The organism is Acidovorax sp. GW835-FHT14G06, assembly GCF_058793595.1.
The window spans coordinates 1-23,468 of record NZ_JBXAGA010000002.1 but is presented as its reverse complement, the minus strand read 5'-3'; the positions used below and the strand labels follow the sequence as shown (position 1 = coordinate 23,468).

The window sequence follows — 23,468 nt, the reverse complement described above, 5'->3', positions numbered from 1 at the left end:
GAAAACGGAATGTGGTTACGAAGGTTTGCGCATTGGTGCGCACCCCAAGTGCTTTTCAATGCTTGACGGAAAGTCTAGAAAGTGCACATCCGTGCGTCCATCGCACAAATGGACTAGCCCGCAACACCCGGTTGTGCGCAATACTTGCCTGTATGACTGCCCGTCTTTTGCTTGTGGATGACCACACCTTGTTCCGCACGGGGCTGCGCCTGATCGTGCAGGACCATCCCAGCGTGGGCAGCATTGCCGAGGCCGGGTCGATAGCCGATGCCTGCGCACTGCAGCAAGCCGAGACCGACCTGGTCCTGCTGGACATCCAGTTGCCCGGCATGAGCGGGCTGGACGGCCTGCGACTGCTGCGGCAGGCCTGCCCCCGGGCGCGCATCGTGCTCGTGTCGGCCAGTGTGGCGCCCGATGCCATCCACGAAGCGCGAGCGCGCGGGGCTGATGGCTTTTTGCCCAAGTCCGCCAGCGCCGAAGACATTCTGGAGGCCATTAGCTGCGCGCTGTCGGGCCAGCCGTGTTTTCCGATCAACAGCGGCAACAGCGCCACGGTGCGGGGGCCCGACACGCCGTCGCTCACGGCGCGGCAGCTTGATGTGCTGTCGCTGCTGTGCACCGGCAGACCCAACAAGGTGATCGCCCGCGACCTGGGGCTGAGCGAGAACACGGTGCGTGTGCATGTGGCTGCCATCTTTGCGCAACTGGGCGTCAACAGCCGCAGCGCTGCGCTGCTGGCGGCCCAGCGCCTGGGCCTGTCCACCCCGCAGCTCCATGACCCCCTCTGAGAGCAGTCCGCTGCCCCTCGAACCGGTGATTCCACCCACGCGCTGGGGCTGGCCGGTGTGGGAGCGCGACGAGGTGCTGCGCGAACAGGTGGCCCTGCTGCGGCAGAACTTTCCGATGACGCTGCTGGCATCGCTGGCCACGGCCCTGGGCACCCTCTGGGTCATGGCCCGCGTGGCGGACACGCAGGCCACCACGGTGTGGCTGGTGTCGCATACGCTGGTAGTGGCCGGGGTGTACCTCACGCTGCGCAGCATTGCCCCCTTTGTGGACCCCGCACCGCAGGCGGCTCGCAAGCTCATCGCCTGCATGGCGGCGATGGGGCTGAGCTGGGGCAGTCTGGGCTATGTGGTGCTGTACTGGGGTACGTCCGACAGCGTCATCTACGCCATCGGCATCATCAGCACCGTGTCGTCGGGAGCGCTCGGGCTGGGCGCGCCGCTGTACCGAGCCTACGTCACCTACCTCACCAGCGCCATTGGCGGCGTGATGCTGTCGGTGGCCTTGGCGGGCGGGCCCGTGATGTGGCCTGCGCTGTTCCTGACCGCGGTGTACTACGCGCTGACCTGCCTGCAGGCAGGCACAGCCGACCGCGCCACGCGGCGCAGCATTGCGCTCAAGCTGGAAAACGAACGCCTGGTCAACCAACTGCGTGCCGAGTCGCAGCGGGCTCTGGCTGCACAAGAGGCCGCCGAGCAGGCCGACCGCGACAAATCACGCTTTCTGGCCGCAGCCAGCCACGACCTGCGCCAGCCTTTGCATGCCATGGGCCTGTTTCTGGAATCCCTGCACCGCAGCCCGCTCAACGACCACCAGCGCACCGTACTAAAACACGCACATGCCGCATCCGGCGCTGCTGCCGAGATGCTTACTACCCTGCTCGACTACTCCCGGCTGGACGCCGGTGTGGTCAAGGTACGGCCCGCTGCTTTTGCTGTGCAGCCCTTGCTCACCGCATTGGAGCAGGAGTTTGGCGTACAGGCGGACACGGCCGGGCTGGTGTACCGCACGCGCGAAACCTCTGCCGCCGCATTTGCCGACCGCTCCCTGGTCGGCTTGGTGATGCATAACTTCATCTCCAACGCTTTGCGCTACACAGCCAAAGGCGGGGTGTTGATTGCCTGCCGTACGCGCGGCAAAAGGCTGGCGCTGGAGGTGTGGGACACCGGGGCGGGCATTCCCGAACACCAGTGGGAAAACATCTTCAAGGAGTTCCATCAGCTCGGCAATCCGGAGCGTGACCGTCGCAAAGGCCTGGGCCTGGGCTTGGCCATCGTGCAACGCCTGGCACGCGAAATGCGCACATCCGTGGAGCTGCGTTCGCAATCAGGCCGGGGCTCTGTCTTCAGGCTGTGGCTGGACCGCTGGCAGGGTGCGCTGGAGGATGATGCCACCGCGCCTCAGGACGCCCGCAGCCTGCGGGGACTGAAGGTTCTGGCCATCGACGATGACGAGGCCGTGCGCCTTGGGATGCAGTCACTGCTGCAAAGCTGGGGCTGCCATTGCATGACGGCAGAGTCCAGCGCCGATGCCCTGGAAGCGCTGGAAGACGTGACACCCGACATCATCATTACCGACTTCCGACTTCGGCACGAAGAAACCGGCAAGCAGGTGCTGCAGGCGCTGCGCGCCTATCTAGGCACCAACGTGCCCGCAATCATCATGACGGGCGACACCTCGCCCCAACGCCTGCGGGATGCGCAATCCACATCCGCCCTGCTGCTGCACAAGCCGGTCTCCACCGGTCAGCTGCGCGATGCGATGGTGCAGCTCATCACCCAACCACCCCTCCTCGCCATCCTGGCCGACGGCGAGCACGACGGCGTTCTGGAAGTGCGCGCGCAGCCCCCGCAAAGCACTACAACCAGCGGCGCAGCAGCCCCATGACCTGGTCGAACTTGGCGCCATAGGGAGGGTAAAAAAGCGACCCCATGGCCCAGCGCGATTGCACCAGCACCGATTTCTGGTGACAAAAGCGCAGAAAGCCCTGCTCACCGTGGTAGGCCCCCCAGCCGCTGTCGCCCACCCCACCAAACGGCAGGTTGTCGTGGGCAATGTGCATCAGTGTGTCGTTCACCGTCACGCCACCGCTCACGGTGCGCCGCAGCACATCATCGCGCACGGCTTCGCTCTGGCCAAACCAGTACAGCGCCAGCGGGCGCGGCCCGGCGTTGATGTGGGCAATGGCATCATCCAGCCGCTCGTAGGAGATCACCGGCAGGATGGGGCCAAATATCTCCTCCTGCATGAGCTGCATCTGTGACGTGGCGCCAAACACCAGCGTGGGCAGCATTTGACGGCTAGCACCATCGCCCAGCGTACCCACCGTGGGCACCACGGGCTTGCCATCGGTAGGGTCGATAGTGTGCACCTCAGCCCCTTGCGTTTGCGCCTGCTGCAGCATCGTGCGCAGGCGGGCATGGTGGCGGGGCGTGATGATGGAGGCGTAGTCGGCGTTGCCCTCGATGGTGGGGAACAGGCGCGCCACTGCGGCCCGGTAAGCCTGTGCAAACTCGCCCTCACGGCCGCGCGGCAGCAGCACATAGTCGGGGGCAATACAGGTTTGCCCCGCGTTGAGCAGCTTGCCGTGTGCAATCTTGAGAGCCGCATCCGACATGTCGCAATGGCCGTCGATGATGCAGGGCGACTTGCCACCCAACTCCAGCGTGGTCGGCGTCAGGTTCTGCGCGGCCGCCTGCGCCACCTTGCGCCCTACGGCGGTGGAACCGGTGAACACCAAGTGATCGAAAGGCAACGAGGCAAACAAGGCCGACAGGTTGGCATCGCCCTGCACCACACAGAACTCGTCGGGGGAGAAGAACTGCGCCACCAGCAGCGCCAATTGGGCCGAGGTGTGGGGTGTCAGCTCGCTGGGCTTGAGCATCACGCGGTTGCCCGCCGCCAAGGCCGTGATAGCAGGTGCCAGAGCCAGCTGCACCGGGTAGTTCCACGGGGCAATCACACCCACTACCCCCAGTGGCTGCCGCTGGATGAAGGCATGGGCTGGCTGCAGGTAGACGGGCGTGTGCACCCTGCGGGGTTTCGTCCACTTCGCCAGGTGACGCAGCGTGTGCGACAGCAGGGTGCGCAGCACGAAGAAGTCGGCCACCTCGGTCAGGCGGGGTGAACGCATGCCAAAGTCAGCGTGGACGGCAGCCGCCAGCACCGGGCCATTCTCATCGAGCATCTTGCGAAGGCGCAGCAGCCGCTCACGGCGCACAAGCAGCGGCACATCCACATGCACGCGGCTGGCCTGGCGTTGAAGATCAAAATGGGCGTGGATATCGGCTGGTGTCATGGTCGGATGATAGGAGACACCCCGATCGGCGCGTCACAAAAAAATGGGGGGTACCAAGGTTGAAAACCGTTGGCATTCCCTGTGCGGCAGGGACCGTGCGCCCGCATAGGCTGACTATGGCTGTGGCGCGGTGGCCGTCACCTCCGCATCATCGGACTTCGCGCGCTTCCACGTCGGTGACCTGGGTCGCACCTGGCAGGATGCCACCACGGCGCTGCGCAGTAGCCTCCTCACTGACATCCGCAGGCGCTGCACCACGTCGCCCAGCCGACCACCGCTCTGTGGAACGAAACATGGCACTGAAGCCCGTGCGCGGGTCCACGCGCATGACCCACGGTGTCACCGGCCGCCCTGTAAGGCGCGCCCAGCCTGCACGCAGCGCCCACACCAGTGCAAGCAACATGGCCGCAACAAGAAAGCTGGCAAACAGAACCAGCCCCATGGCAATGAACAACACCCGAAGCAGCAGGCTCACAACGCCTGCAACAAAATCATTCAAACAACACCTCTCCTTCACAACTTAGGAAGAGCATTGCAACCCAGAATGGCGCCGCAATCCCTTCCCGAGACCGCCTCACTCTTGCGGGGCGACACCGAACTGAAACACACCTGGCTCGAGCACGGGGTTCACGGTGACTGGAATCACGCTCTTGGGCGGAAAACGCCCTTCCAGCAACAGTTTGGACAGCGGGTTCTCAATGCGTTGCTGGATCGCCCGCTTGAGCGGCCGCGCACCAAACACCGGATCGAACCCTACCTTGGCCAATTCTGCCAACGCCGCATCCGACACCTGCAACTCCAAATCCATCTTGGCTAGCCGGGATTGCAGCAATTGCAGCTGGATCTTGGCGATCGATGCGATGTGCTGCGCGTCGAGCGCGTGGAACACCACGGTCTCATCAATGCGATTCAGAAATTCGGGACGGAAGTGGTTTTTGAGCTCACCCCACACCGCTTCCTTGATGTCGTCCGAGTCCTGTCCCACCATGGCCTGGATCAGATGCGAGCCGATGTTGCTGGTCATCACGATCACGGTGTTCTTGAAGTCCACGGTGCGGCCCTGGCCATCCGTTAGGCGACCATCGTCCAGCACCTGCAGCAGGACGTTGAACACATCGGGGTGGGCCTTTTCCACCTCATCGAGCAGCAGCACGCTGTAGGGCTTGCGGCGCACGGCTTCGGTGAGGTAGCCGCCCTCTTCATAGCCCACATAGCCGGGCGGCGCGCCGATCAAGCGGGCCACGGAGTGCTTCTCCATGAACTCGCTCATGTCGATGCGGATCAGATGGTCTTCGCTGTCGAACAAAAAGCCTGCCAGCGCCTTGCACAACTCGGTCTTGCCCACGCCCGTGGGGCCCAAAAACAGGAACGAGCCCGTGGGGCGGTTGGGATCGGACAGGCCCGAGCGCGAGCGGCGGATGGCGTTGGCCACCGCAGCAATCGCCTCTTGCTGGCCCACCACGCGCTCGTGCAGCTTGGTCTCCATCTGCAAGAGCTTGTCCCTTTCGCCCTGCATCATCTTGGCCACAGGGATGCCCGTGGCGCGGCTCACCACCTCGGCGATTTCTTCGGCGCCCACCTGCGTGCGCAACAGGCGGCGTGTGGCGGGAGCGCCGTCTTTGCCGGCCTCTTGCGCCTGCGCCTCTTTGAGTTGCTTTTCCAGCTCAGGCAGCTTGCCGTATTGCAGCTCGGCCACCTTGTTGAAGTCGCCCTTGCGGGTGAACTCTTCGATCTGGAACTTGAGCTTGTCGATGGCTTCGCGCACATGCGCGCTGCCCTGCGCCTGGGCTTTCTCGGACTGCCAGATCTCGTCGTAGTCGGCGATTTCCTTTTGCAGCTTGGTGATCTCTTCTTCGATCAAACCGAAGCGTTTGACCGAAGACTCGTCCTTCTCGCGGCGCACCGCTTCGCGCTCAATCTGCAGCTGGATCAGGCGGCGGTCGAGCTTGTCCATCACCTCGGGCTTGGAGTCCATTTCGATCTTGATCTTGGACGCCGCCTCGTCAATCAGGTCAATCGCCTTGTCGGGCAGAAAGCGATCGGTGATGTAGCGGTGGCTCAGCTCGGCCGCGGCCACGATGGCGGGGTCGGTGATGTCCACGCCATGGTGCACTTCGTATTTTTCTTGCAGGCCACGCAGGATGGCGATGGTGGCCTCCACAGTGGGCTCGCCCACCAGAATCTTCTGAAAGCGCCGCTCCAGCGCCGCATCCTTCTCAATGTACTTGCGGTATTCGTCGAGCGTCGTCGCGCCCACGCAGTGCAGCTCGCCGCGCGCCAAAGCGGGCTTGAGCATGTTGCCCGCGTCCATCGCACCCTCGCCCTTGCCTGCGCCCACCATGGTGTGCAGCTCGTCGATGAAGACAATGGTCTGGCCTTCGTCCTTGGCCAGCTCATTCAGCACGCTTTTCAGGCGCTCTTCAAACTCGCCCCGGAACTTGGCGCCCGCCAGTAACGCCGCCATGTCGAGGCTGAGCACACGCTTGCCCTTGAGGCTTTCGGGCACCTCACCGGCCACGATGCGCTGGGCCAGGCCCTCGACGATGGCAGTCTTGCCCACACCGGGTTCGCCAATGAGCACGGGGTTGTTCTTGGTGCGGCGCTGCAGCACCTGGATGGCGCGGCGGATTTCATCGTCGCGACCGATCACGGGGTCAAGCTTGCCCAGCCGGGCGCGCTCGGTCAGGTCCATGCAGTATTTGGCCAGGGCACCGCGCTGGCCTTCGGCCTCGGCGCTGTCCATCTTCTGGCCGCCGCGCACGGCTTCAATGGCGGCCTCCAGGCTCTTGCGGGTGAGGCCGTTGTCCTTGGCGATCTTGGCGGCCTCGCCCTTGCTATCGATCACGGCCAGCAAGAACAGCTCGCTGGCAATGAACTGGTCGCCGCGCTTGATGGCCTCTTTCTCAGTGGCCTGCAGCACGCGGCCCAGCTCGGGGCCACCTTGGACTTGGTCGTTGCCCTGCACCTGGGGCAGGCGCTTGACGGCCGCCTCGGCCGCCGCCAAAAGCCCCGGCACATTGGCACCTGCACGCTGCAGCAGCGCCTTAGGGCCATCGTCCTGCTTGAGCATGGCCACCAGCATGTGCACGGGCTCGATGTAGGCGTGGTCGTTGCCCAAGGCAATGCTCTGTGCATCGCTCAGGGCTTCCTGGAACTTGGTGGTGAATTTGTCGAGACGCATGGTCTATATCCTCCGAATTGCACTGAACTTGAGGCAGGGAGTGCCTGATTTCAAGACAGTGCCGTGACAGGCGATTGACCTAAGTCAGCGATTGGCTGCGAATCACTGCCGACAGAGATCACACAAACGACTCTCTTCACAGATTGGTTGTGATCACTCCGTAGCGCTGCACGAACTAATACTGCCTCAGTATTGGCGACCGAAGCGCGCGCCCAGCATCCAATCGTGCGCAGCGCAGGGGACATTGCCGCTATGTCGGGCTTCGCGCCCCTTTCACGCGCACCGACCTCAGACAGGCCATTTGCTGATGCCGCGCCATCCAGGGATTGCCTAGATGGAACAGCGTCACGATCTGCACTGTGTTCTTCTTGAACCTCCTGTGGCGCAGATTCAGGTGCTCGAACTCTTGCTTGGGCAATCTAAAGGGATGCTCAAACTAAGCTCGGATATGGCTTAGGTCTTCTCGTACTACTCCAGCAAAGCATCCCCATTGCGTGCCCTGTCCAGCGCCTGGCACTTACCGCGACCCACGGGTACTTGCAATGGTAAGTGCTGGTTTGTATTGGGTCGGGTGCCCAGCCTTTAGCAATTCTCATCCTCACAGACACCAGCCCCCTGCCCGTGGAACGGTGTATTTGCCTCCACCAAGTCGCGCACTCTTCCAGCGGTGCATCGCACTATGCGCGTCGGTTCCGAATCCCCAGCAATATGCGCCTTGATACCGAGGTATCACTGACGGATCTTCCCGCATCAAGACATCTCAATCTCGCACGCTGATTTGGATATTGGTCGAGCTGGGAACTGCAATGGGCATGACATCCGACATCGCGCCCGCTTGTAGTTGCACTTCCCTGGCCTGCAGCAGAACATTTGAAGTGTTCGAGTTCTGATTGGGCAGCTTGAGGCACTTCAGACACTTGCCCTAGCGCAGCATTCTCGACTTGCTGGCGATCTAATCATCCTATTGAATCATACCGGCAAACTCCCGAAAAGCTGGCACGTCGCGCAGTGCTTCTTCCAGCGCCGAGGCACTGGGCGTGCGCAACTACGGCATGAATAAAGTACACAGAAAAATGCCCACCGCAAACGGCGGCCGGCCTCAGCACCCGCTCTACAGGGCATTGAACGTTATTTGCCAGATCGTTTCAGTACAGGAACACCGATTCAATAATGTCGGTGAACTTGTCCTCAGACGTAGGCTCAGCAGTGTCGCCCAAGCATAGGCTGACTGCTTCATTTGGATATCACCTTGGTTTCAGCGCTGTGCCATCAGACCGCTCAGAGAATCAGTAAGAGAACCCTTAGACTGTAGCAACCCAATGCTACCAATAATCGACTACAGTGCTACTTCGTCAAACAAACCGAATACATTTATGACATAACCAGCTGAATCTACCCAGTCGCAACGAAATCAAATTAAATCACTGAGTCGCAGAACTTGTGCAGCTTGTATCTGTGCTGGGCTTGCATGTCCTTACTCGGCCGGTACGAGCTACCACAACACGCCGGGTTTCCTCTAAAGCACTTGAACTTGGTGTATCTGTCCGGGCGATGGTTAAACTTAATGCTACTGGCGATGCGCTGTTGTCTATTGAATACCCAGAATTATCGAACTTAATATAAGGACTTGAGCCTGAAGCAATGCTATTGCCAGAGATATCAAAATAGCTCTTCGGGGCATTCTGGGCCTGAACTGCAACGTCGGTTCCTTCTGTGTAGGAATTATCACGATTCATATCCACATATACTAACCAACCGCTATTCCAGCCCGTCCCCTTAGGAACAACAAAAGCATTTTTGCCAGTTTTCATTGCCTCACCCTTCGCGGCATTCACTGCAGCCAAAAGCGAGTTAGTCAGCGAAGTAAGCTCTGAGTTGCGCTGGTATTGAATGAAGCTAGGCACAGCAAGGCTAGCCAATACAGCCGCAATAGCTATAGTGACAATCAGTTCAATGAGCGTAAAGCCAGAACTACGAATTTTCATCATCATGGCCAACAAAGTTTAGGGTCTGTTGATGCGGATGTACCCGTGCAGGACTTCGTACCGGTAGTGGTCATCTGCAAAGCACCAACTTTAGGATCAGCCTTGACGGGCGTTGCCACAACTCTGACGCAATCTCCAATTGAAAGGGTGCCTGCGCCAGCTGGACAAGCGTCTGCACTCAATATGTAGTGAGAATTGGCTAAAGTGTCTCCCGAAAAAGTCTTGAAAGGCACAGACGCCGCCGTGACCCCGCCACACGCTGAACCAGGGGAGGAGGCGGTCGCGACACCTGTCGACGTGTTCGTGGTGAAACCAAGGTAGCAATTCTGCTGAGTAATATAGCGCTCCTGTTGCTGCAGCAACTGAGCCACGGCGGTCCTGCCTTGCGCTCTACGCCCCTTAAGAACCGAGTCAGTGTAAGCGGGATAAGCAACAGCAGCCAAGATGCCAATAATTGCCACAACAATCATGAGCTCGATCAGCGTGAACCCTACGGAATATTTTTTAGATCTATTCATGGCGCATTCTTCATATCTTGATAATTAAAAATTTGCCGCCAGTTCAAACGCCCAATCGTTTCTTTCGTTGTGACAGGAGGAGCGCTGGTGTCGATACCGCTCTGCGCCTGTGTGAAGCGGCGCAGTGTAGTTGTGCGAACACGCCTTCCAGTGCTGTCCGATGGGGTGACGACTGTTTCCGAATCACTAGATAACAATACCGGAGGGCCAAGCAAGCCAAGGCTAGATGGCACGTACGATCCAGCGCCACTGTTGATGCTCAAGAAATATTGATTCCCACTACCAAGAGTATTGGAGCATGAGCCAGCACCAGCAGAGGTAGAGCCAGGAATCTTGGAGTTGATAGCAGCATACAAAGTACCTAAATCAAGTGCAGCTTGATCGATTCTTTCCCCTGCAACAGGTAAATCAAAATACCACCCTGCACGGCTCGTCATATCGGTGTTCGTTGATGGCCGCCCCCATTTGAATGCGCTCACCGTAATCACTTTGGTGGTTGTATTTACCGTCCCGGCCTGCAGACGTCCACGACCTGTGATCACGCTAGCACTGGCCGGGGAATTATCAGCTGTCGTAGCACCATTATCATATACCGCATACACCGATTGGGTGGTCGTAGATATATTATCGCCGGACTCAAGGTATTTACCAGTTCCAAACACCACATAAAACGACTCCAGCCCTCCAACAATCGGCCCCGCGAAAGGCGTTGGCGCTGCGAAAATCGGTTGAACTTTGGGCGTCGCATCACCTGTTCGAGCGATATACAACGGGTAAGGAATCGGGCTACCCGCGCTACCTTTATCAAAATAAGACAGCTTGTCCATATTCCAGTCTGCGGGCTCCTTTCCGGCGAATTTGAGTCTCCATAGAGCCCCATGAAGATCACCCATATAGATGTCTGTCATCTCACCCTGGGTACCATACAAAGCACTAAAGTTGGTCAAACCAGTGGCATTGGCCGAAGCCAAAGATGAATCAGTAGGTACCGATATCTTGTAGTAATTGGTGCCAAGTGACCAAGCGGCCCCAGAAGGCTTATCAAGGGCTAGCAGAAAAAGCGCTGGCTTACCTGTAGAGCTAAACCTGTTATCAGCATCAGGGACATAATTATTTACCCCACTACCGACTACAGCAAACCAGCGATAGGTAACCGTTGCACTTGTTCCACTGGTTTTAATTTTTAATATCTTGGGCTCACCCACAACTTGCCCCATGTCTTCATCATCGGCACGAGTGAACTCCCACATGACATTGGACGCACTGAAGTTAGCAGGGTTAGATACATCAAGCGCAAACACCCCAGAGCCGCCACCACCCGTTCCGGACACGAGAACCGTCTTCCAATCAGTGCTTGCGCCACTGTTGGCTACCTGCGCTTCTGAGACTACGGAGGGAGCATCTACATAATTTTGATGGTTGTTAGCGAAAGTAGGATCTGTCAATGCTGATAAATTACGCCCAAGCCAACTTGGAATATAAGCAAACAACTCATCGCCCGTAGTAGCGTTGAATGCGTGCAACATACCATCATTAGCCCCAGCAAAAACGGCAGCGGTGCGTGAATCATAGGCAGCACGAAACGCGGTATATCCCGTACCAGTGAATGACTTGGAAGGAGCCCCAGAGTACGAAATATTAGAGTTGACAATGTCGCCTAACAAAGAACTCCTCACCCGGAACGGCGCACCCTCCTTCGTCCGGTCCCCTCGAAGATAGGCAAGACGGTCTGCAGCCAAACCATCTGAAGCCGCGGTCGGGCTCGCCTTGTCAAGCTGGGCTTTCAATGTTGCATCAATCGCACCCCATGTGAAGGCAGTGGCGGTAGTACTCGATGTAGCGCCCACACGCCCCACAAAAATCTTGCGGTTAGCAGCAGGTGAAATCATGTTGTCCAACCGCTGCGCAGCACTCCAAAGCTGCGTACCAATAACCAAGTTATTACTTGCGTCTTGAGTGATAGGTTCGGCAACCACATCCCCACTCCAATTGCTGGTGTCGAATTTAGCGGAATAGGAAACCGAATTACTGGTCACTTTGCTGCCAGTACTCAAACCACCACCGGCAACACTTCGTGCGCTGGTAGATGCCCTGCTGAAAATCTCATCAAATGCAGTGAGCACCTCACGCGCCGGCGACGTCTTAGCAGTGTTGTACACATAGTAAGTGCTTGCCTCGCCAGGCTCTGCGGTTTTTTGCCAGACATTATTATTATTTACATTATTTTGATCCTTAAAAGGATTTCCTTTTACATTATATGGCTTTTGCCCTGGATTAGTTGGATCAGTCTCAAAACCGCCATACTTGGCCGCCATAAAAAACTGATTAGCCGTCCGGCGTGTGGTGTCATTATTCTGTGCACCATACTCATTCACATCGAAAACAAAAGTCTTCACCCGGAGTCCCGGCCGTTGTTTGGCTGTATCAGCAGTCCAACCGGCTCCCCGGATGTCGTGTGTTCTGGCCCAATATGCAGAACCCATGATTTGACTTGTACTCGTAGCAGAGGGCACACTATTATTTGCAGTATTCGGATTTGCAATACTCTGAGTATTCCCCTGCCCATCCAGATAAGTTCCGACGGTATTCTTTTCGAATTTTTGAACAATTCCTCGCCAGTAATTAATATCTGGAACATTTCCAGAGGCGCTGGCGGTCGGCAGTCGATTTCCATCATGAGTATTAATATCACCCACAACAACGATATTACTCTTCACACACGAGTAATCACTAGTATTACTACGCCCATCTCCATATGGATCGGTCCAAGTTGTAAAATATGGGAAACCGTCTGCCATAGTTGCTGTGATAGTCCCACTGATCGCATCTGCACTAGGTTGAAGTCCTTGCAGATAACGAAGCGCTTCATAATGCAACTCGCCCACTGGGTCATATTTCTTGTAAACACCAGGCGAGGGCCCGGTTCGACCGAATTTATTCAAATAATTTATGACCCCACTGATCGCGGGAGAGACATTAGAATCTGGATTATCATAGAAAACTCCGGTATTCGCATTCCACTCAGCCTTAGCATTTCCTCCAGCAGGCGTATTATCCTGACCAGTAACACTATAGGTTTTGGAACCCACATACTTCATGGGAGCCCGCAAAACACCACCATACCGACCACCAGCGTCATAACTTGCCGTTTGATCTAAAAGATAACCGAACGCGGCAAGACGAATTTGGTCGCTGTACTTCTGAATCACACCGGTAGGCTTAAAGTTTCCATTGGGATATTGCTTGCAAAAATTGTAATTGCGAGAGTCTTGCAAGGTTCCAGACGAGGCATTACAGACCTGTACCCGAGCATAGAAAAAGCCGTCGGAATTCAAAGCCGCGCTAGAGGTTGGAGGGGTCCAAGATCCAGTGTAATCGGAAATATAGCAACTCTTTCCCACTCCAGACCACGGGTCTCCAAAAACAGCATTCGTGCAAGAGACCCCGTTATACGCTGGTGCAACTTTCCATTTGTTGGTTCCCCCGGATTTTGCGCCGTACCAAACCTCTTTCACCCCAGTGAAACTACACGTTCCATTTTCAGCAGCACACAGTGTTGAACTGCCTGGCCGGTTGACGGCCTGATCGGAAATCGGACCAATTGCTGTAGAAGCGGAGCTAGCACCCAGAATATAAGCACCAGTGTTACCACACCCCCCCGTTTGGGATGTGCCAAAATAAATGCGATTCAGTGTATTGGCAACATATATATCATTGCCGTTTGCAGCAGTGATCATGGCGGTCGGCACAGCCCCCCAATAGGTACCCGCACCACCACCGTCCTTCAACAACCGTTTTGCCGGGAAGTTTGAACTATTCCACATGCAAGTTGGATCGCCGTTGGGAATAACCGCTCGCTGCAAAATAGTCAAAGATGCAGTATCTATATAACGATCACCACCAGACAACGCCAGACGGAGCATGTCAATGGCTGAACTCGATGACCAATTTAGAAAGTTGCCACTGAATGCGTTTGTACATTTGCGGCCGGTAGCTGCACCCACACGATCAAATCTTTTAAAATCTGCAATTGTTTGCGTGCCAGACGGTGTTTCTGTGGGGGCGTCATTGTATGCATAGCAACTCTCGGCGTCATAGTATCCAAGATACTCTTTAGCGACGTCGTAGGTGCTATCCGTACTTCCACCTGGAGTGTATTGCGCACCCACAGTGGGGAACTCAACCGAAAGGGCAAGTGCCATCGCTGGCTTATCCACCACAACTGCAGCGTACAGAGGCTCGTTGGCTAGCGCAATGGCAGGGATGGATGGAGGAGTTCCACTCCCAATTGCGACGAAAGAAACAGCAATAACGAGTGGAGCCAAACCCCACGCAAAGTATGCGGTACGCGAGTGGGGAATAACACCTCGAATTTTTCGAAGCGTTTCCACAACAGCAACATTCAGATTTTTGGGAAAATTCAACATCATGATTTCACCGCTCAATTTCTATAAATCATCTGGAGCACTCCCTGTGTTTCCCCATTAGGCCCAAAACCCATAGAAGTAACCCGATACACATAAGAGGGACCAGAGCCGGCGGTAGGGTCGGTGGTTCTATACGATTTAACCCCAAACCTATCAAGAATCGGCTCAATCACATAACGGGGCGGTTTGGCTGGTTGAATGCCTTTAACACCCGATGGAAAATCCCGCCCGGTATAGGTGCCCAATTCCACCGCCTTGGCGCCGGTACCTGTTGCGGTGAAATCAACTGTTAACCAAGCGGGCTTTCCAGTTTCTTTGAGACCACACAATCCAATACTTTGCCCCGAATCACCGCAGTTATCAATAAACTTCGCCAGATCAACGTCACCTCGTTTAAATATCGTATTTCTCTTGTTTGACGATGCAACTGGAAGCCCCTCGATATCAAACTCTGCATCTATCAATCCAGCTTCAGCGCTCTGCCAGGCGATTTGCATATCCCTGTCATTTCGAGTTCCCCGCTCACCCATCATTGAAATTTGTATCCCCCCCACCCCGAGCACCGAAACCACAATGAGAATCAGCATTACAACAATCAACGAGAGACCCCGCTGATTAATTGGCGCTTGATATTTTTGTTGAAAATGTTTTTTTGCCATTTCAGTACTCACCCTGAAAATTTCGCAGATGCACTGTAAAGGTGACAACTTGTCTTAAGCGGCTATCCACCGTGGGGGTATATTCTGTGCCGGGATCTGTTGAATTGTTAGCAAAACCAGACCCTGCGGTACCGCCACCCGAGCCCTTGGAAATCCCCAGTGGATAAAAAGTTTGACTGGCACTATCAACAGCGGACCCGCGTGGTCCGCGCAGCACGACACCAATTCGGATGCTTCTGACACGCTGCCAGTTGGCATAAGTCGCAGCGTCATTGCCAGCAACCGTCAACTGATCCGCCCGTAAATATCGCTCAGGAATAGAATCTGCTGAAGTGGCAGGAATAGGGACAGTGGTATTACCTGGCCCAATACCATCCACCCCGTAGAGGACTTGAAAATTCTCGACACCAGAGATAATCGGCTGCACATCATAAGGAGCCGCTCCAGTGTCTGACCGAGAACATAGAAGCGAGGGTTCACCGTCTGATCCAACGCCCACGTGGAGAATACTAACCAGCTTGTCATCAAGTCCAGTGGGGACAGCTGTAGATGCCACACCCGCACAGTCAATCATGGTGCCATCAGAGGTCGCCGCATCTGGAGTCGATGAGCTAGTCTGATGGCGGAGCACTAGGATATCGCTGCCGTAGCCGACCTGTCCCGAAGTACGCGTAGTACCCGCATCCCACGTAGCGGTGGATGTACGAGATGCATTATTCAAACCAAAGATATTGGGAGGAGGAGCACTAGCGCCGTACGCTTGGTTTGGTTTGGCAATCGTATCCGTTGCAAACTTAATATCTCTATAACCCGCCTGTACGCCAAGGCGCTGGGTGAGGCTTTGCAGATAACGCCCGTTATCGCGCAACTGCGAGGCAGCATCCACAGCAGTAAAACCTTGGCGAGAAATCAGTAAAGAAGCAGCGGCGGCAAGTGCAACCAAAAGGCCTAGCGCCATTGCAACCATCAACTCAACAAGCGTTACGCCTTTTTGGTGATTCTCTTTGCGTTGTGCCGCACCAGAAGAGCGGAAAGTTAAGTATTTCATCATGTTGCGTTCCCACCAGTCACAGGAACTACGACGTAAGGGCGGCTGCCGCTATCACTCGCTCTTTCCAGAGCAGCACTACCAGTCTGGCTCTTGTCAGTCCCCGTCCGTGTCCAGCCAATTTTGATGAATACGATTTCATCAGCACCCGTTGCACTGCAAGTCCACTGAGGTAGGCCATTGGAGTCATAAGGCGCTCCATCGAAGCAAACCGTGACACGGGCATCAGGCAGTTCAGCCGCCACACGAGCCAGCCAATCCGTCATTTCTGCGCTGGCAACATCCAGCGTGGATGTGCAACCGGTCGAAGCATTGGCAACTCTCATGCAGTAGCTTGGCGACGCCATCGTCATAGAAGTTACCAAATACGGATTGGCAGAAGCCGTGGTCTTAACGGCGATTTCCTTGTTCCCTCGCATCATTTCAGCAAGCTCGCGGGCGAAAACCACGGCTTGAGCTTGAAGTCGCGCGTCGCGATTAGCCTGAATCGCAAATGCCTGCATCCCTACAGTCCCCAACATACCGAAGGCCAAAACCACAATCGCAACCAAGACCTCCACCAGGGTGAAGCCGCTCTCGGAACGACATTGACCCACTTTTTGCGCGGATGAATGATCACAAACGATGCCGAATGAAGATCTATATTTCATGGGCATATCTTACGGAGTGGGCCTGCTTTGGTGTAGGTGCGGGCAAGCCGTTTGTGCGTTGGAATTGACCGCCGGGCACCAAACTGAAACGTACCACTAGTGTCCGCACTCCACAGTGCGAAATCCACGATGGTCTACGCCCCCGCACGTTGCAGGGCTCCGAAAAGTTACTGAATGAAACAAAAAATCCAGATCATCCCGTCGTCTTTGGACCTTGACCGCAACAACCAAGCCCTTTTTGCGGCGATGTCGGCCCACGTTTTGGCAGGCAGAGCGGTCCTGCGGGCAAACTTTGACAACACCGATGCCGTGGCGCCGGAAAATACCCCAGGTGTCACAATGAACTCGCACGTCGGTTTTCGCTTTGTGGGACAGGCCAGGAGTTCTGCCTGACTCACGTTCCCCGTGACGCACACGATAGCGCTGATCGTCTACCGAGCTTTGCGCACGAGTGGCATCGCATTGCTCTGCTTGTTCGTGTCCGCGATAAGCTGGTGTTGGCTGGGCTCTAACCAAAGTGATGATCGTGCTCGTCCCGACATTCTGTATTTGTCGGAAAGAGAAGGCGCAGGCGATTTTCACCGCCTTATGCTCATCCCTCAGATTGCCGGGGTGCGAGCGCAAAGCAAGTTTGGTGTTGTCAGCTTCTGCGGAGACAATGGTGCCAGCAATGACCACACCGCAGCACTCAGATAATCCCTCCTCTGCCGACGCATTTGACCCCGATTCAACCCTGGCATTCCAGCGTCGAATGGAACGAGCGCCGGAGTGGTTTTGCTCTTTTCTCGCGGGCAATAGCAGAGAAAAGAGCCGATTGCGAAGAGAGATGGCCACCATGAAAGGCTCGGTGGTCTGGCTGGTGCAGCAGCGCCGCCAGGGCACCTGGAGTGCGGAGGAGCGCGCGCATCTGCGGGATGTGATGCGGTCAGCGTCTTCGGTCAGCCCCTATCTCTTCATCTGGGTGATCCCCGGCTCAATGCTGCTGCTGCCCTTCATGGCTTGGTTTCTGGACAAGCAGCGCAAACGCCGGGAACGCAAATTGCTGCGGTAACCGTGCTCGCAGTGAGGGCGTACTGCATGACCAAAGATGGCCGCCGTGAAGCAGTGAAGGGGTCAGGCCCAGTTGCTAGTGATAACAACCAGCATGCCTGCCCCCACCAGCCCCAGTTGCCAGCGCACAGCCGTGGACCACGATGGTACATGGCGCTCCACTCGCAGATACAACAGCCGACCAGCGGCCAGTGACAGAACAAATGCCAGCAACATGCCCACGGCGTTCAGCGCTGGTGATGTGGGCCAAAGGTGGCTCACCACCGCGTTCACCAGCAAGCACACGGCAAAGTGCACCAGGAAGACCGAATACGACATCTGGCCGAGCGCGACGAGCGGTGATGCACCTGTGAAGCTGCGCACACGAGCGGAGCGCATGGCCGCCACCAGGCACAGCGCCGTGACCGCAGCCACGGCAACGCGTGCGCGGAAGTCCACTGCCAGTGCCACGCCCGCCAACAGCACCATGACCGCCATCCATGCCTGGGCATGCGGCGCTCGCGTCGCCCAGTAGGCCAGCATGCCCAGGCCGTAGGCACCAAAAAAGTACAGCGCCCACATGTCCAACCCGGCCATGCGGTTGAATATCCACAACGAAGCAGCCGCCACCACCAGTACCAGGCCCTGTGACAGAGCCGCCGCGTGGCGCTGCACAAAGCGTCCAGACAGCGAACGCACACCCGCCAGCATGAGCACGGTGAACGCAAAGAGTTGAAAATCAATGGCCACGTACCAGACGCCAGCCGACAAAGCACCTTCACCCACGATGTCCTGCAGTAGCAAAGCGTTCGCCAACAGTTGGGTCAGAGTGGGTTGATCGGGCACAGAGTGGTGCTCCATCCAGGGCCGCACGAGGGCGGCGACCAGCACCGCCAGCATCAACGCCACGGCGTAGGGCACCACCAGCCGCACAAAGCGTTTGGCGATGGCGGAGCCAGCATGATCAAAACGCGCCACACCCAGCGGCGCAAGGCTCGCAGCAGCCAGGTATCCCCCCAAAACCAGAAACACCTGCACCGCCATGCGCCCATAGTCATATAGCCACGCTATAAGTGCTGGAGCCAAGGGATGGGCGATGTCGGACATCGGGCCATAGAAGGCCAAGTGGTGCCATACGATGGTGGCGCAAGCCATGCCCTTGATCATGTCGATCAGCGGCGTGCGGGATGTGAACGAGGACATAGGGTGTGTTTGTGAATTCCAGCGGACGGAGCGTCGCCAGACATCCGGATCCATCCCCTACGCATTGCCTCCAGTACGGAACACTGAGACAAACGGAACAAAGGATGGAGCAACAAAACCCTCTATTGTCCTTGGTTAGAGGATTTTGTGCACTGCCTTGCTGTCCCGCCTGGGTCGCCCCTTAGAGCACGGGTCGGCAGACCGCAAATCCGCCCCTTTGCTCGGCCCAAGGGCCCTCAATAGCGCAGGCTGCCCTCGGCATCCACAATGGCCAATTCGACGTAGGTGGAGCCATTGTGATTGCGCGGCGAATATTTCACGCTGAAACGGCCGAAAGCAATTTCGCCCGCGTCTTCCATCGTTTTGGTGAACGACTCGGTGGTCAGGTTGCGCCCCGTTCGGCGTAGCCCCTCCACCAGCAAACGCGCATGGACAAAGCCTTCGAACTGCGAAGCCGATGGCTGGGCGCCGGGCGACTTGGCGCGCAGCAGGCTCAGGTATTCGGCCACCACCGGGATGGTGGTGTTGCGCAGTGAAGGCATGATCTGCGCAAGGATGATGCCCCTCGCCTTGTCCTTAAGCTCACGCTGGATCACGTCCATACTGGCAACAGAGAACCCGTAGTACGCTGGCCGCGCAGCCGTGGCTTGTACGGCTTTGATGTAGCTGGTGAAGGTGGTGCCCGCAGTGGCCACGATCACGGCCTGGGGCTGGGCTTTTTCGGTCGCCTGCGCGGCTGCCGCAAAGTCAGGCTGCTTAGGGTCAACCTTGATCTCGGCCAGGAAGGGCAGCTTCTCCTCGTCCGATGCCTTCTTGAGCTCGGCCATCAGTGTCTTGCCCAGGCCGTCATCCTGGAAGAACACCGCCACACGGGTGATGCCTTGCTGGCGCAACTGCGACACGATCTTGATGGCCTCGTTCGCATAACCCGCACGCACATGGAACACATACGGATTGAACGCCTCGCGAAACACCGAGGCGCCCGTGACGGGGCCGAACAGCAGGGTGCGCTGCTCCTTGACCAACGGCAGGATGGCCGCCGTCTGGGCCGTGCCAGTGCTGTGGAAGATCATGAACACCTTGTCGTTTTCCAGCAGCTGGCGCGTGTTTTCGACGGCCTTTTGCGGGTCGAAAGCATCATCAAGCGTGGTGTACCGGATCATGCGGCCATGCACCCCGCCCTGCGCGTTCACCGCGTCGAACAGCAGTCTCGAGCCCTCGCCATACTGCGCCGTCTGCGGCCCCAGCGGCCCCGACAACACCACCGATGCCCCCAGCCGGATTTCATCGGCGGTCACGCCTTCATTGCGGGCGTGAACCAGGGTGGCGGCGCACAAGGCCAGCAGGCACACAAAAGCACGGAACATCAGGCATTTCCCTCGCAACATGGTGACAAGGCCAGCGCGCGCAGCGTCGGCATTCATTGATTATTTTTCATCATCATTATCTGCAGGGGTCTTCTCCTGCCCACGCGGGTTTCCCCTCGGATGCGTCACCGCAAACAGACCGCCTGAACACATCCCACAAAAGTTTCGCCCGCAATGTGTAGGCACACATTGCGGGCGAAACAAACGACAGAGTGAGGCAGAAGGATGGCCGACCGGCCCCGGCAGCACGAAGCCACCGCTCCTCACACCGCGCGCGATGTCAGAGCTTGAGGCGGGCGCGGGCTGCCTCGTATTCACTGCGCAGTTTGGCGACCAGTTCGGCGGTGCTGGTCACGGCGTTGATGGAGCCGATGCCTTGGCCGCAGCCCCAGATGTCTTTCCAGGCCTTCTTGGCGTCACCGCCGAAGTTCATCTTGCTGGGGTCGGACTCGGGCAGGTTGTCCGGGTCCATGCCTGCCGCACGGATCGAGGGCGCCAGGTAGTTGCCATGCACGCCGGTGAACAGGTTGCTGTAGACAATGTCGTCCGAGTTGCCATCCACGATGGCTTGCTTGTAGGCCTCACTGGCGCGCGCCTCATGGGTGGCGATGAAGGCCGAACCGATGTAGCCAAAGTCCGCCCCCATGGCCTGTGCAGCCAGCACCGCGCCGCCACTGGCGATAGAGCCGCTGAGCGCCAGCGGGCCGTCGAACCACTGGCGGATCTCTTGGATCAGCGCAAACGGGCTCTTGGTGCCAGCATGGCCACCAGCACCAGCCGCCACGGCGATCAGGCCGTCAGCGCCCTTTTCAATCGCCTTGTGTGCGAACTTGTTGTTGATGATGTCGTGCAGCACCACGCCGCCCCAGGCGTGTACGGCCTGGTTCACGTCCTCGCGCGCACCCAGGCTGGTGATGATGATCGGCACCTTGTACTTGGCGCACACCTGCATGTCGTGCTCCAGCCGGTCATTGCTCTTGTGCACGATCTGGTTGATGGCAAAGGGAGCAGCAGGCCTGTCGGGGTTGGCCTTGTTGTAGGCGGCCAGGGTCTCGGTGATCTCGGCCAGCCATTCGTCCAGCAGCTCGGCAGGGCGGGCATTGAGCGCAGGCATGGAGCCCACCACACCGGCCTTGCACTGCTCAATCACGAGCTTGGGGTTGCTGATGATGAACAGCGGCGAGCCGATGATAGGCAACGAGAGGTTTTGCAACACGGGCGGCAGTTTGGACATGGCAACAACTTCCTGAACAGATTTTAGGATGAAATAGAGCCCCAGCGCTTTTCCATCAAGCGCTAGCAGCTATCATTTTTATATCAATGGGCTACCCATACTGCAGGCAGCCGTCCCCTCACAACACGCTCAATCTTCAAAAGGCTTCCAGCGCCAACTCGGTCACGCTGGCCGCGCCCTCCACAATCGAATCGCGCAAGCCCGGCGCCTTCACCAGGATGTGGTCGGCATAGAACTGGGCCGTGGTGATTTTTGCGCGCATGAAGGCTTCGTCCTGTCCCTTTTGCAACAGGCCTTGTGCCACCAGCAGGCTGCGCGCCAACTGCCAGCCAGCCACTACGTTGCCCGCCAGCATGAGGTAAGGCACGCTGCCCGCAAACACGGCGTTGGGCTGGGCCTTGGTGCTGCCAGCCACAAAGTCGATCACGTCGAGCAGTGCCTTGCGCGCGGCCGTGAGACGCTTGGCCACGGCCAGGGCTGCGGATGTGCCGCTGGCCAGCAGGTCGGCTTCGGTCTTCTCGATCTGCGCGGCGATGCCCTTGGCCACCTGGCCGCCATCGCGTGCGGTCTTGCGGCCCACCAGGTCGTTGGCCTGGATGGCGGTGGTGCCTTCGTAAATGGTCAGGATCTTCGCGTCGCGGTAGTACTGGGCGGCACCTGTCTCTTCGATGAAGCCCATGCCACCGTGCACCTGCACGCCCAGGCTGGTTACTTCCAGGCTGGTCTCGGTGCTGTAGCCCTTGACCAGCGGCACCATGAATTCATAGAACGCCTGGTTCTGCTTGCGCGTGTCGGCGTCGGGGTGATGGTGCGCGGCGTCAAACGCGGCGGCCGCAACGGTCGCCATGGCGCGGCAGCCTTCTACCGTGGCGCGCATGGTCATGAGCATGCGCTTGACGTCAGGGTGGTGAATGATGGCGGCGCTGGCGTTGATGCTGCCGTCCACCGGGCGGCTCTGCACACGGTCTTTGGCGTACTGCACGGCCTTTTGGTAGGCGCGCTCGGAGATCGCGATGCCTTGCATGCCCACAGCGTAGCGGGCGGCGTTCATCATGATGAACATGTATTCAAGGCCCCGGTTTTCCTGGCCTACCAGATAGCCCACGGCACCGCCATGATCGCCAAACTGCAGCACAGCCGTGGGGCTGGCCTTGATGCCCAGCTTGTGCTCGATGCTCACGCAGTGGGCGTCGTTGCGCGCGCCCAGGCTGCCGTCGTCGTTGACCATGAACTTGGGCACCACGAACAGGCTGATGCCCTTGACGCCCTCGGGCGCGCCCTGCACGCGGGCCAGCACCAGGTGGATGATGTTCTCGGCCATGTCGTGCTCACCGTAGGTGATGTAGATCTTGGTGCCGAAAATCTTGTAAGTGCCATCAGGCTGCGGCTCTGCGCGCGTGCGCACCAGAGCCAAATCGGAGCCGGCCTGCGGCTCGGTCAGGTTCATGGTGCCGGTCCATTGGCCGGTGACCAGCTTTTCCAGGTACTTGGCCTTGAGCTCATCGCTGCCAGCGGTCAGCAGCGCCTCGATGGCGCCATCGGTCAGCAGCGGGCACAGCGCAAAGCTCATGTTGGCGCTGTTGGTCATCTCGATGCAGGCTGCGCCGATGGTCTTGGGCAGGCCCTGGCCCCCAAAGTCGGCGGGATGCTGCAGGCCCTGCCAGCCGCCTTCAGCGTATTGGCGGAAGGCTTCCTTGAAGCCAGGCGTCGTGATCACCACGCCAGCGTTGAAGCTCGACGGGTTCTTGTCGCCTTCCCAGTTGAGCGGGGCCAGCACGCCCTCGTTGAACTTGGCGCACTCTTCCAGCACGGCAGCGGCCGTGTCGAGGCCGGCGTCTTCAAAGCCGGGGATCTGGGCGATCTGTTCAATGTTGGCCAGGTGCTCGATGGCGAACAGCATGTCCTTGACGGGGGCGGTGTAGCTCATGGGTGTCTCCAAGGGAAATTTCGTCAAAAAAAAGGCATCGCGAGCGATGCCTTTGTGTGCACAGGGGCGTTCTTACAGGGCCTTGACCAGTTCAGGCACAGCCGCAAACAGATCCGCCTCCAGCCCGTAGTCGGCCACGCTGAAGATCGGCGCCTC

General features: G+C 57.9%; 17 protein-coding genes and 1 pseudogene. 4 read left to right on the top strand and 14 right to left on the bottom strand.

Going from position 1 to position 23,468, the window contains the following annotated elements:
• The first annotated feature begins 152 nt into the window (after window positions 1-152).
• Both AC1Q64_RS02540 and AC1Q64_RS02535 read left to right on the top strand, forming a co-directional pair.
• A complete protein-coding gene (locus AC1Q64_RS02540) occupies window positions 153-788 on the top strand; it encodes a response regulator (protein ID WP_492250341.1) in 636 nt (211 codons plus the stop codon).
• Window positions 775-2,673, top strand: coding sequence for a hybrid sensor histidine kinase/response regulator (locus tag AC1Q64_RS02535; RefSeq protein ID WP_492250340.1), 1,899 nt, complete (start codon window positions 775-777; stop codon window positions 2,671-2,673). The genes AC1Q64_RS02540 and AC1Q64_RS02535 overlap by 14 nt, the downstream gene beginning before the upstream one ends.
• Here AC1Q64_RS02535 and AC1Q64_RS02530 read toward each other — a convergent pair.
• The 10 genes and pseudogenes from AC1Q64_RS02530 to pilV form a co-directional block, all read right to left on the bottom strand.
• The gene (locus tag AC1Q64_RS02530) at window positions 2,645-4,084 is read right to left on the bottom strand and encodes a coniferyl aldehyde dehydrogenase (RefSeq protein WP_492250339.1); all 1,440 of its coding nucleotides are present in this window, start codon (window positions 4,082-4,084) and stop codon (window positions 2,645-2,647) included. The genes AC1Q64_RS02535 and AC1Q64_RS02530 overlap by 29 nt on opposite strands.
• Window positions 4,085-4,232: 148 nt before the next feature.
• A complete protein-coding gene (locus AC1Q64_RS02525; RefSeq protein WP_492250338.1) occupies window positions 4,233-4,583 on the bottom strand; it encodes a hypothetical protein in 351 nt (116 codons plus the stop codon).
• 75 nt (window positions 4,584-4,658) lie between these two features.
• The gene (gene clpB, locus AC1Q64_RS02520; RefSeq protein WP_492250337.1) at window positions 4,659-7,265 is read right to left on the bottom strand and encodes an ATP-dependent chaperone ClpB; all 2,607 of its coding nucleotides are present in this window, start codon (window positions 7,263-7,265) and stop codon (window positions 4,659-4,661) included.
• 250 nt (window positions 7,266-7,515) lie between these two features.
• Window positions 7,516-7,698: pseudogene (locus AC1Q64_RS02515) on the bottom strand (IS5/IS1182 family transposase); the annotation flags it as partial.
• Between the two features lie 988 nt (window positions 7,699-8,686).
• Complete coding sequence (locus AC1Q64_RS02510; protein WP_430458581.1) at window positions 8,687-9,256, bottom strand: GspH/FimT family pseudopilin; 570 nt, start codon at window positions 9,254-9,256, stop codon at window positions 8,687-8,689.
• Window positions 9,253-9,768 carry a type IV pilin protein gene (locus AC1Q64_RS02505; protein ID WP_492250336.1) on the bottom strand — a complete coding sequence of 172 codons (516 nt, stop codon included), beginning with the start codon at window positions 9,766-9,768 and terminating at the stop codon, window positions 9,253-9,255. Before AC1Q64_RS02505 ends, AC1Q64_RS02510 begins: the two co-directional genes overlap by 4 nt.
• Window positions 9,765-14,198, bottom strand: a complete 4,434-nt coding sequence (locus AC1Q64_RS02500) for a pilus assembly protein (RefSeq protein WP_492250335.1) — start codon at window positions 14,196-14,198, stop codon at window positions 9,765-9,767. Before AC1Q64_RS02500 ends, AC1Q64_RS02505 begins: the two co-directional genes overlap by 4 nt.
• A gap of 11 nt (window positions 14,199-14,209) precedes the next feature.
• Complete coding sequence (locus AC1Q64_RS02495) at window positions 14,210-14,854, bottom strand: pilus assembly PilX family protein (RefSeq protein WP_492250334.1); 645 nt, start codon at window positions 14,852-14,854, stop codon at window positions 14,210-14,212.
• A 1-nt stretch (window position 14,855) separates the two neighbouring features.
• Window positions 14,856-15,902, bottom strand: coding sequence for a PilW family protein (locus AC1Q64_RS02490; protein WP_492250676.1), 1,047 nt, complete (start codon window positions 15,900-15,902; stop codon window positions 14,856-14,858).
• Window positions 15,902-16,552: a type IV pilus modification protein PilV gene (gene pilV, locus AC1Q64_RS02485; protein ID WP_430458586.1), complete on the bottom strand. Its 651-nt coding sequence runs from the start codon at window positions 16,550-16,552 to the stop codon at window positions 15,902-15,904. Before pilV ends, AC1Q64_RS02490 begins: the two co-directional genes overlap by 1 nt.
• 174 nt (window positions 16,553-16,726) lie before the next feature.
• Between pilV and AC1Q64_RS02480 the strand changes: the two genes are divergently transcribed.
• The gene (locus AC1Q64_RS02480) at window positions 16,727-16,945 is read left to right on the top strand and encodes a GreA/GreB family elongation factor (protein ID WP_430458587.1); all 219 of its coding nucleotides are present in this window, start codon (window positions 16,727-16,729) and stop codon (window positions 16,943-16,945) included.
• 127 nt (window positions 16,946-17,072) lie between these two features.
• A complete protein-coding gene (locus AC1Q64_RS02475; RefSeq protein ID WP_492250333.1) occupies window positions 17,073-17,603 on the top strand; it encodes a hypothetical protein in 531 nt (176 codons plus the stop codon).
• A gap of 62 nt (window positions 17,604-17,665) precedes the next feature.
• On the opposite strand, the gene AC1Q64_RS02470 is transcribed toward AC1Q64_RS02475, so the two are convergent.
• The 4 genes from AC1Q64_RS02470 to AC1Q64_RS02455 all read right to left on the bottom strand — a co-directional run bounded on the left by AC1Q64_RS02470 (window position 17,666) and on the right by AC1Q64_RS02455 (window position 23,312).
• The gene (locus AC1Q64_RS02470) at window positions 17,666-18,784 is read right to left on the bottom strand and encodes an acyltransferase family protein (protein ID WP_492250332.1); all 1,119 of its coding nucleotides are present in this window, start codon (window positions 18,782-18,784) and stop codon (window positions 17,666-17,668) included.
• Between the two features lie 236 nt (window positions 18,785-19,020).
• Window positions 19,021-20,151: an ABC transporter substrate-binding protein gene (locus tag AC1Q64_RS02465; RefSeq protein ID WP_492250331.1), complete on the bottom strand. Its 1,131-nt coding sequence runs from the start codon at window positions 20,149-20,151 to the stop codon at window positions 19,021-19,023.
• Window positions 20,152-20,431: 280 nt separating this feature from the next.
• Window positions 20,432-21,385 (bottom strand): NAD(P)H-dependent flavin oxidoreductase, encoded by a 954-nt coding sequence (locus AC1Q64_RS02460; protein WP_291439925.1) that lies wholly within the window; start codon window positions 21,383-21,385, stop codon window positions 20,432-20,434.
• A 136-nt stretch (window positions 21,386-21,521) separates the two neighbouring features.
• Complete coding sequence (locus tag AC1Q64_RS02455) at window positions 21,522-23,312, bottom strand: acyl-CoA dehydrogenase (RefSeq protein WP_492250330.1); 1,791 nt, start codon at window positions 23,310-23,312, stop codon at window positions 21,522-21,524.
• Between the last annotated feature and the right edge of the window lie 156 nt (window positions 23,313-23,468).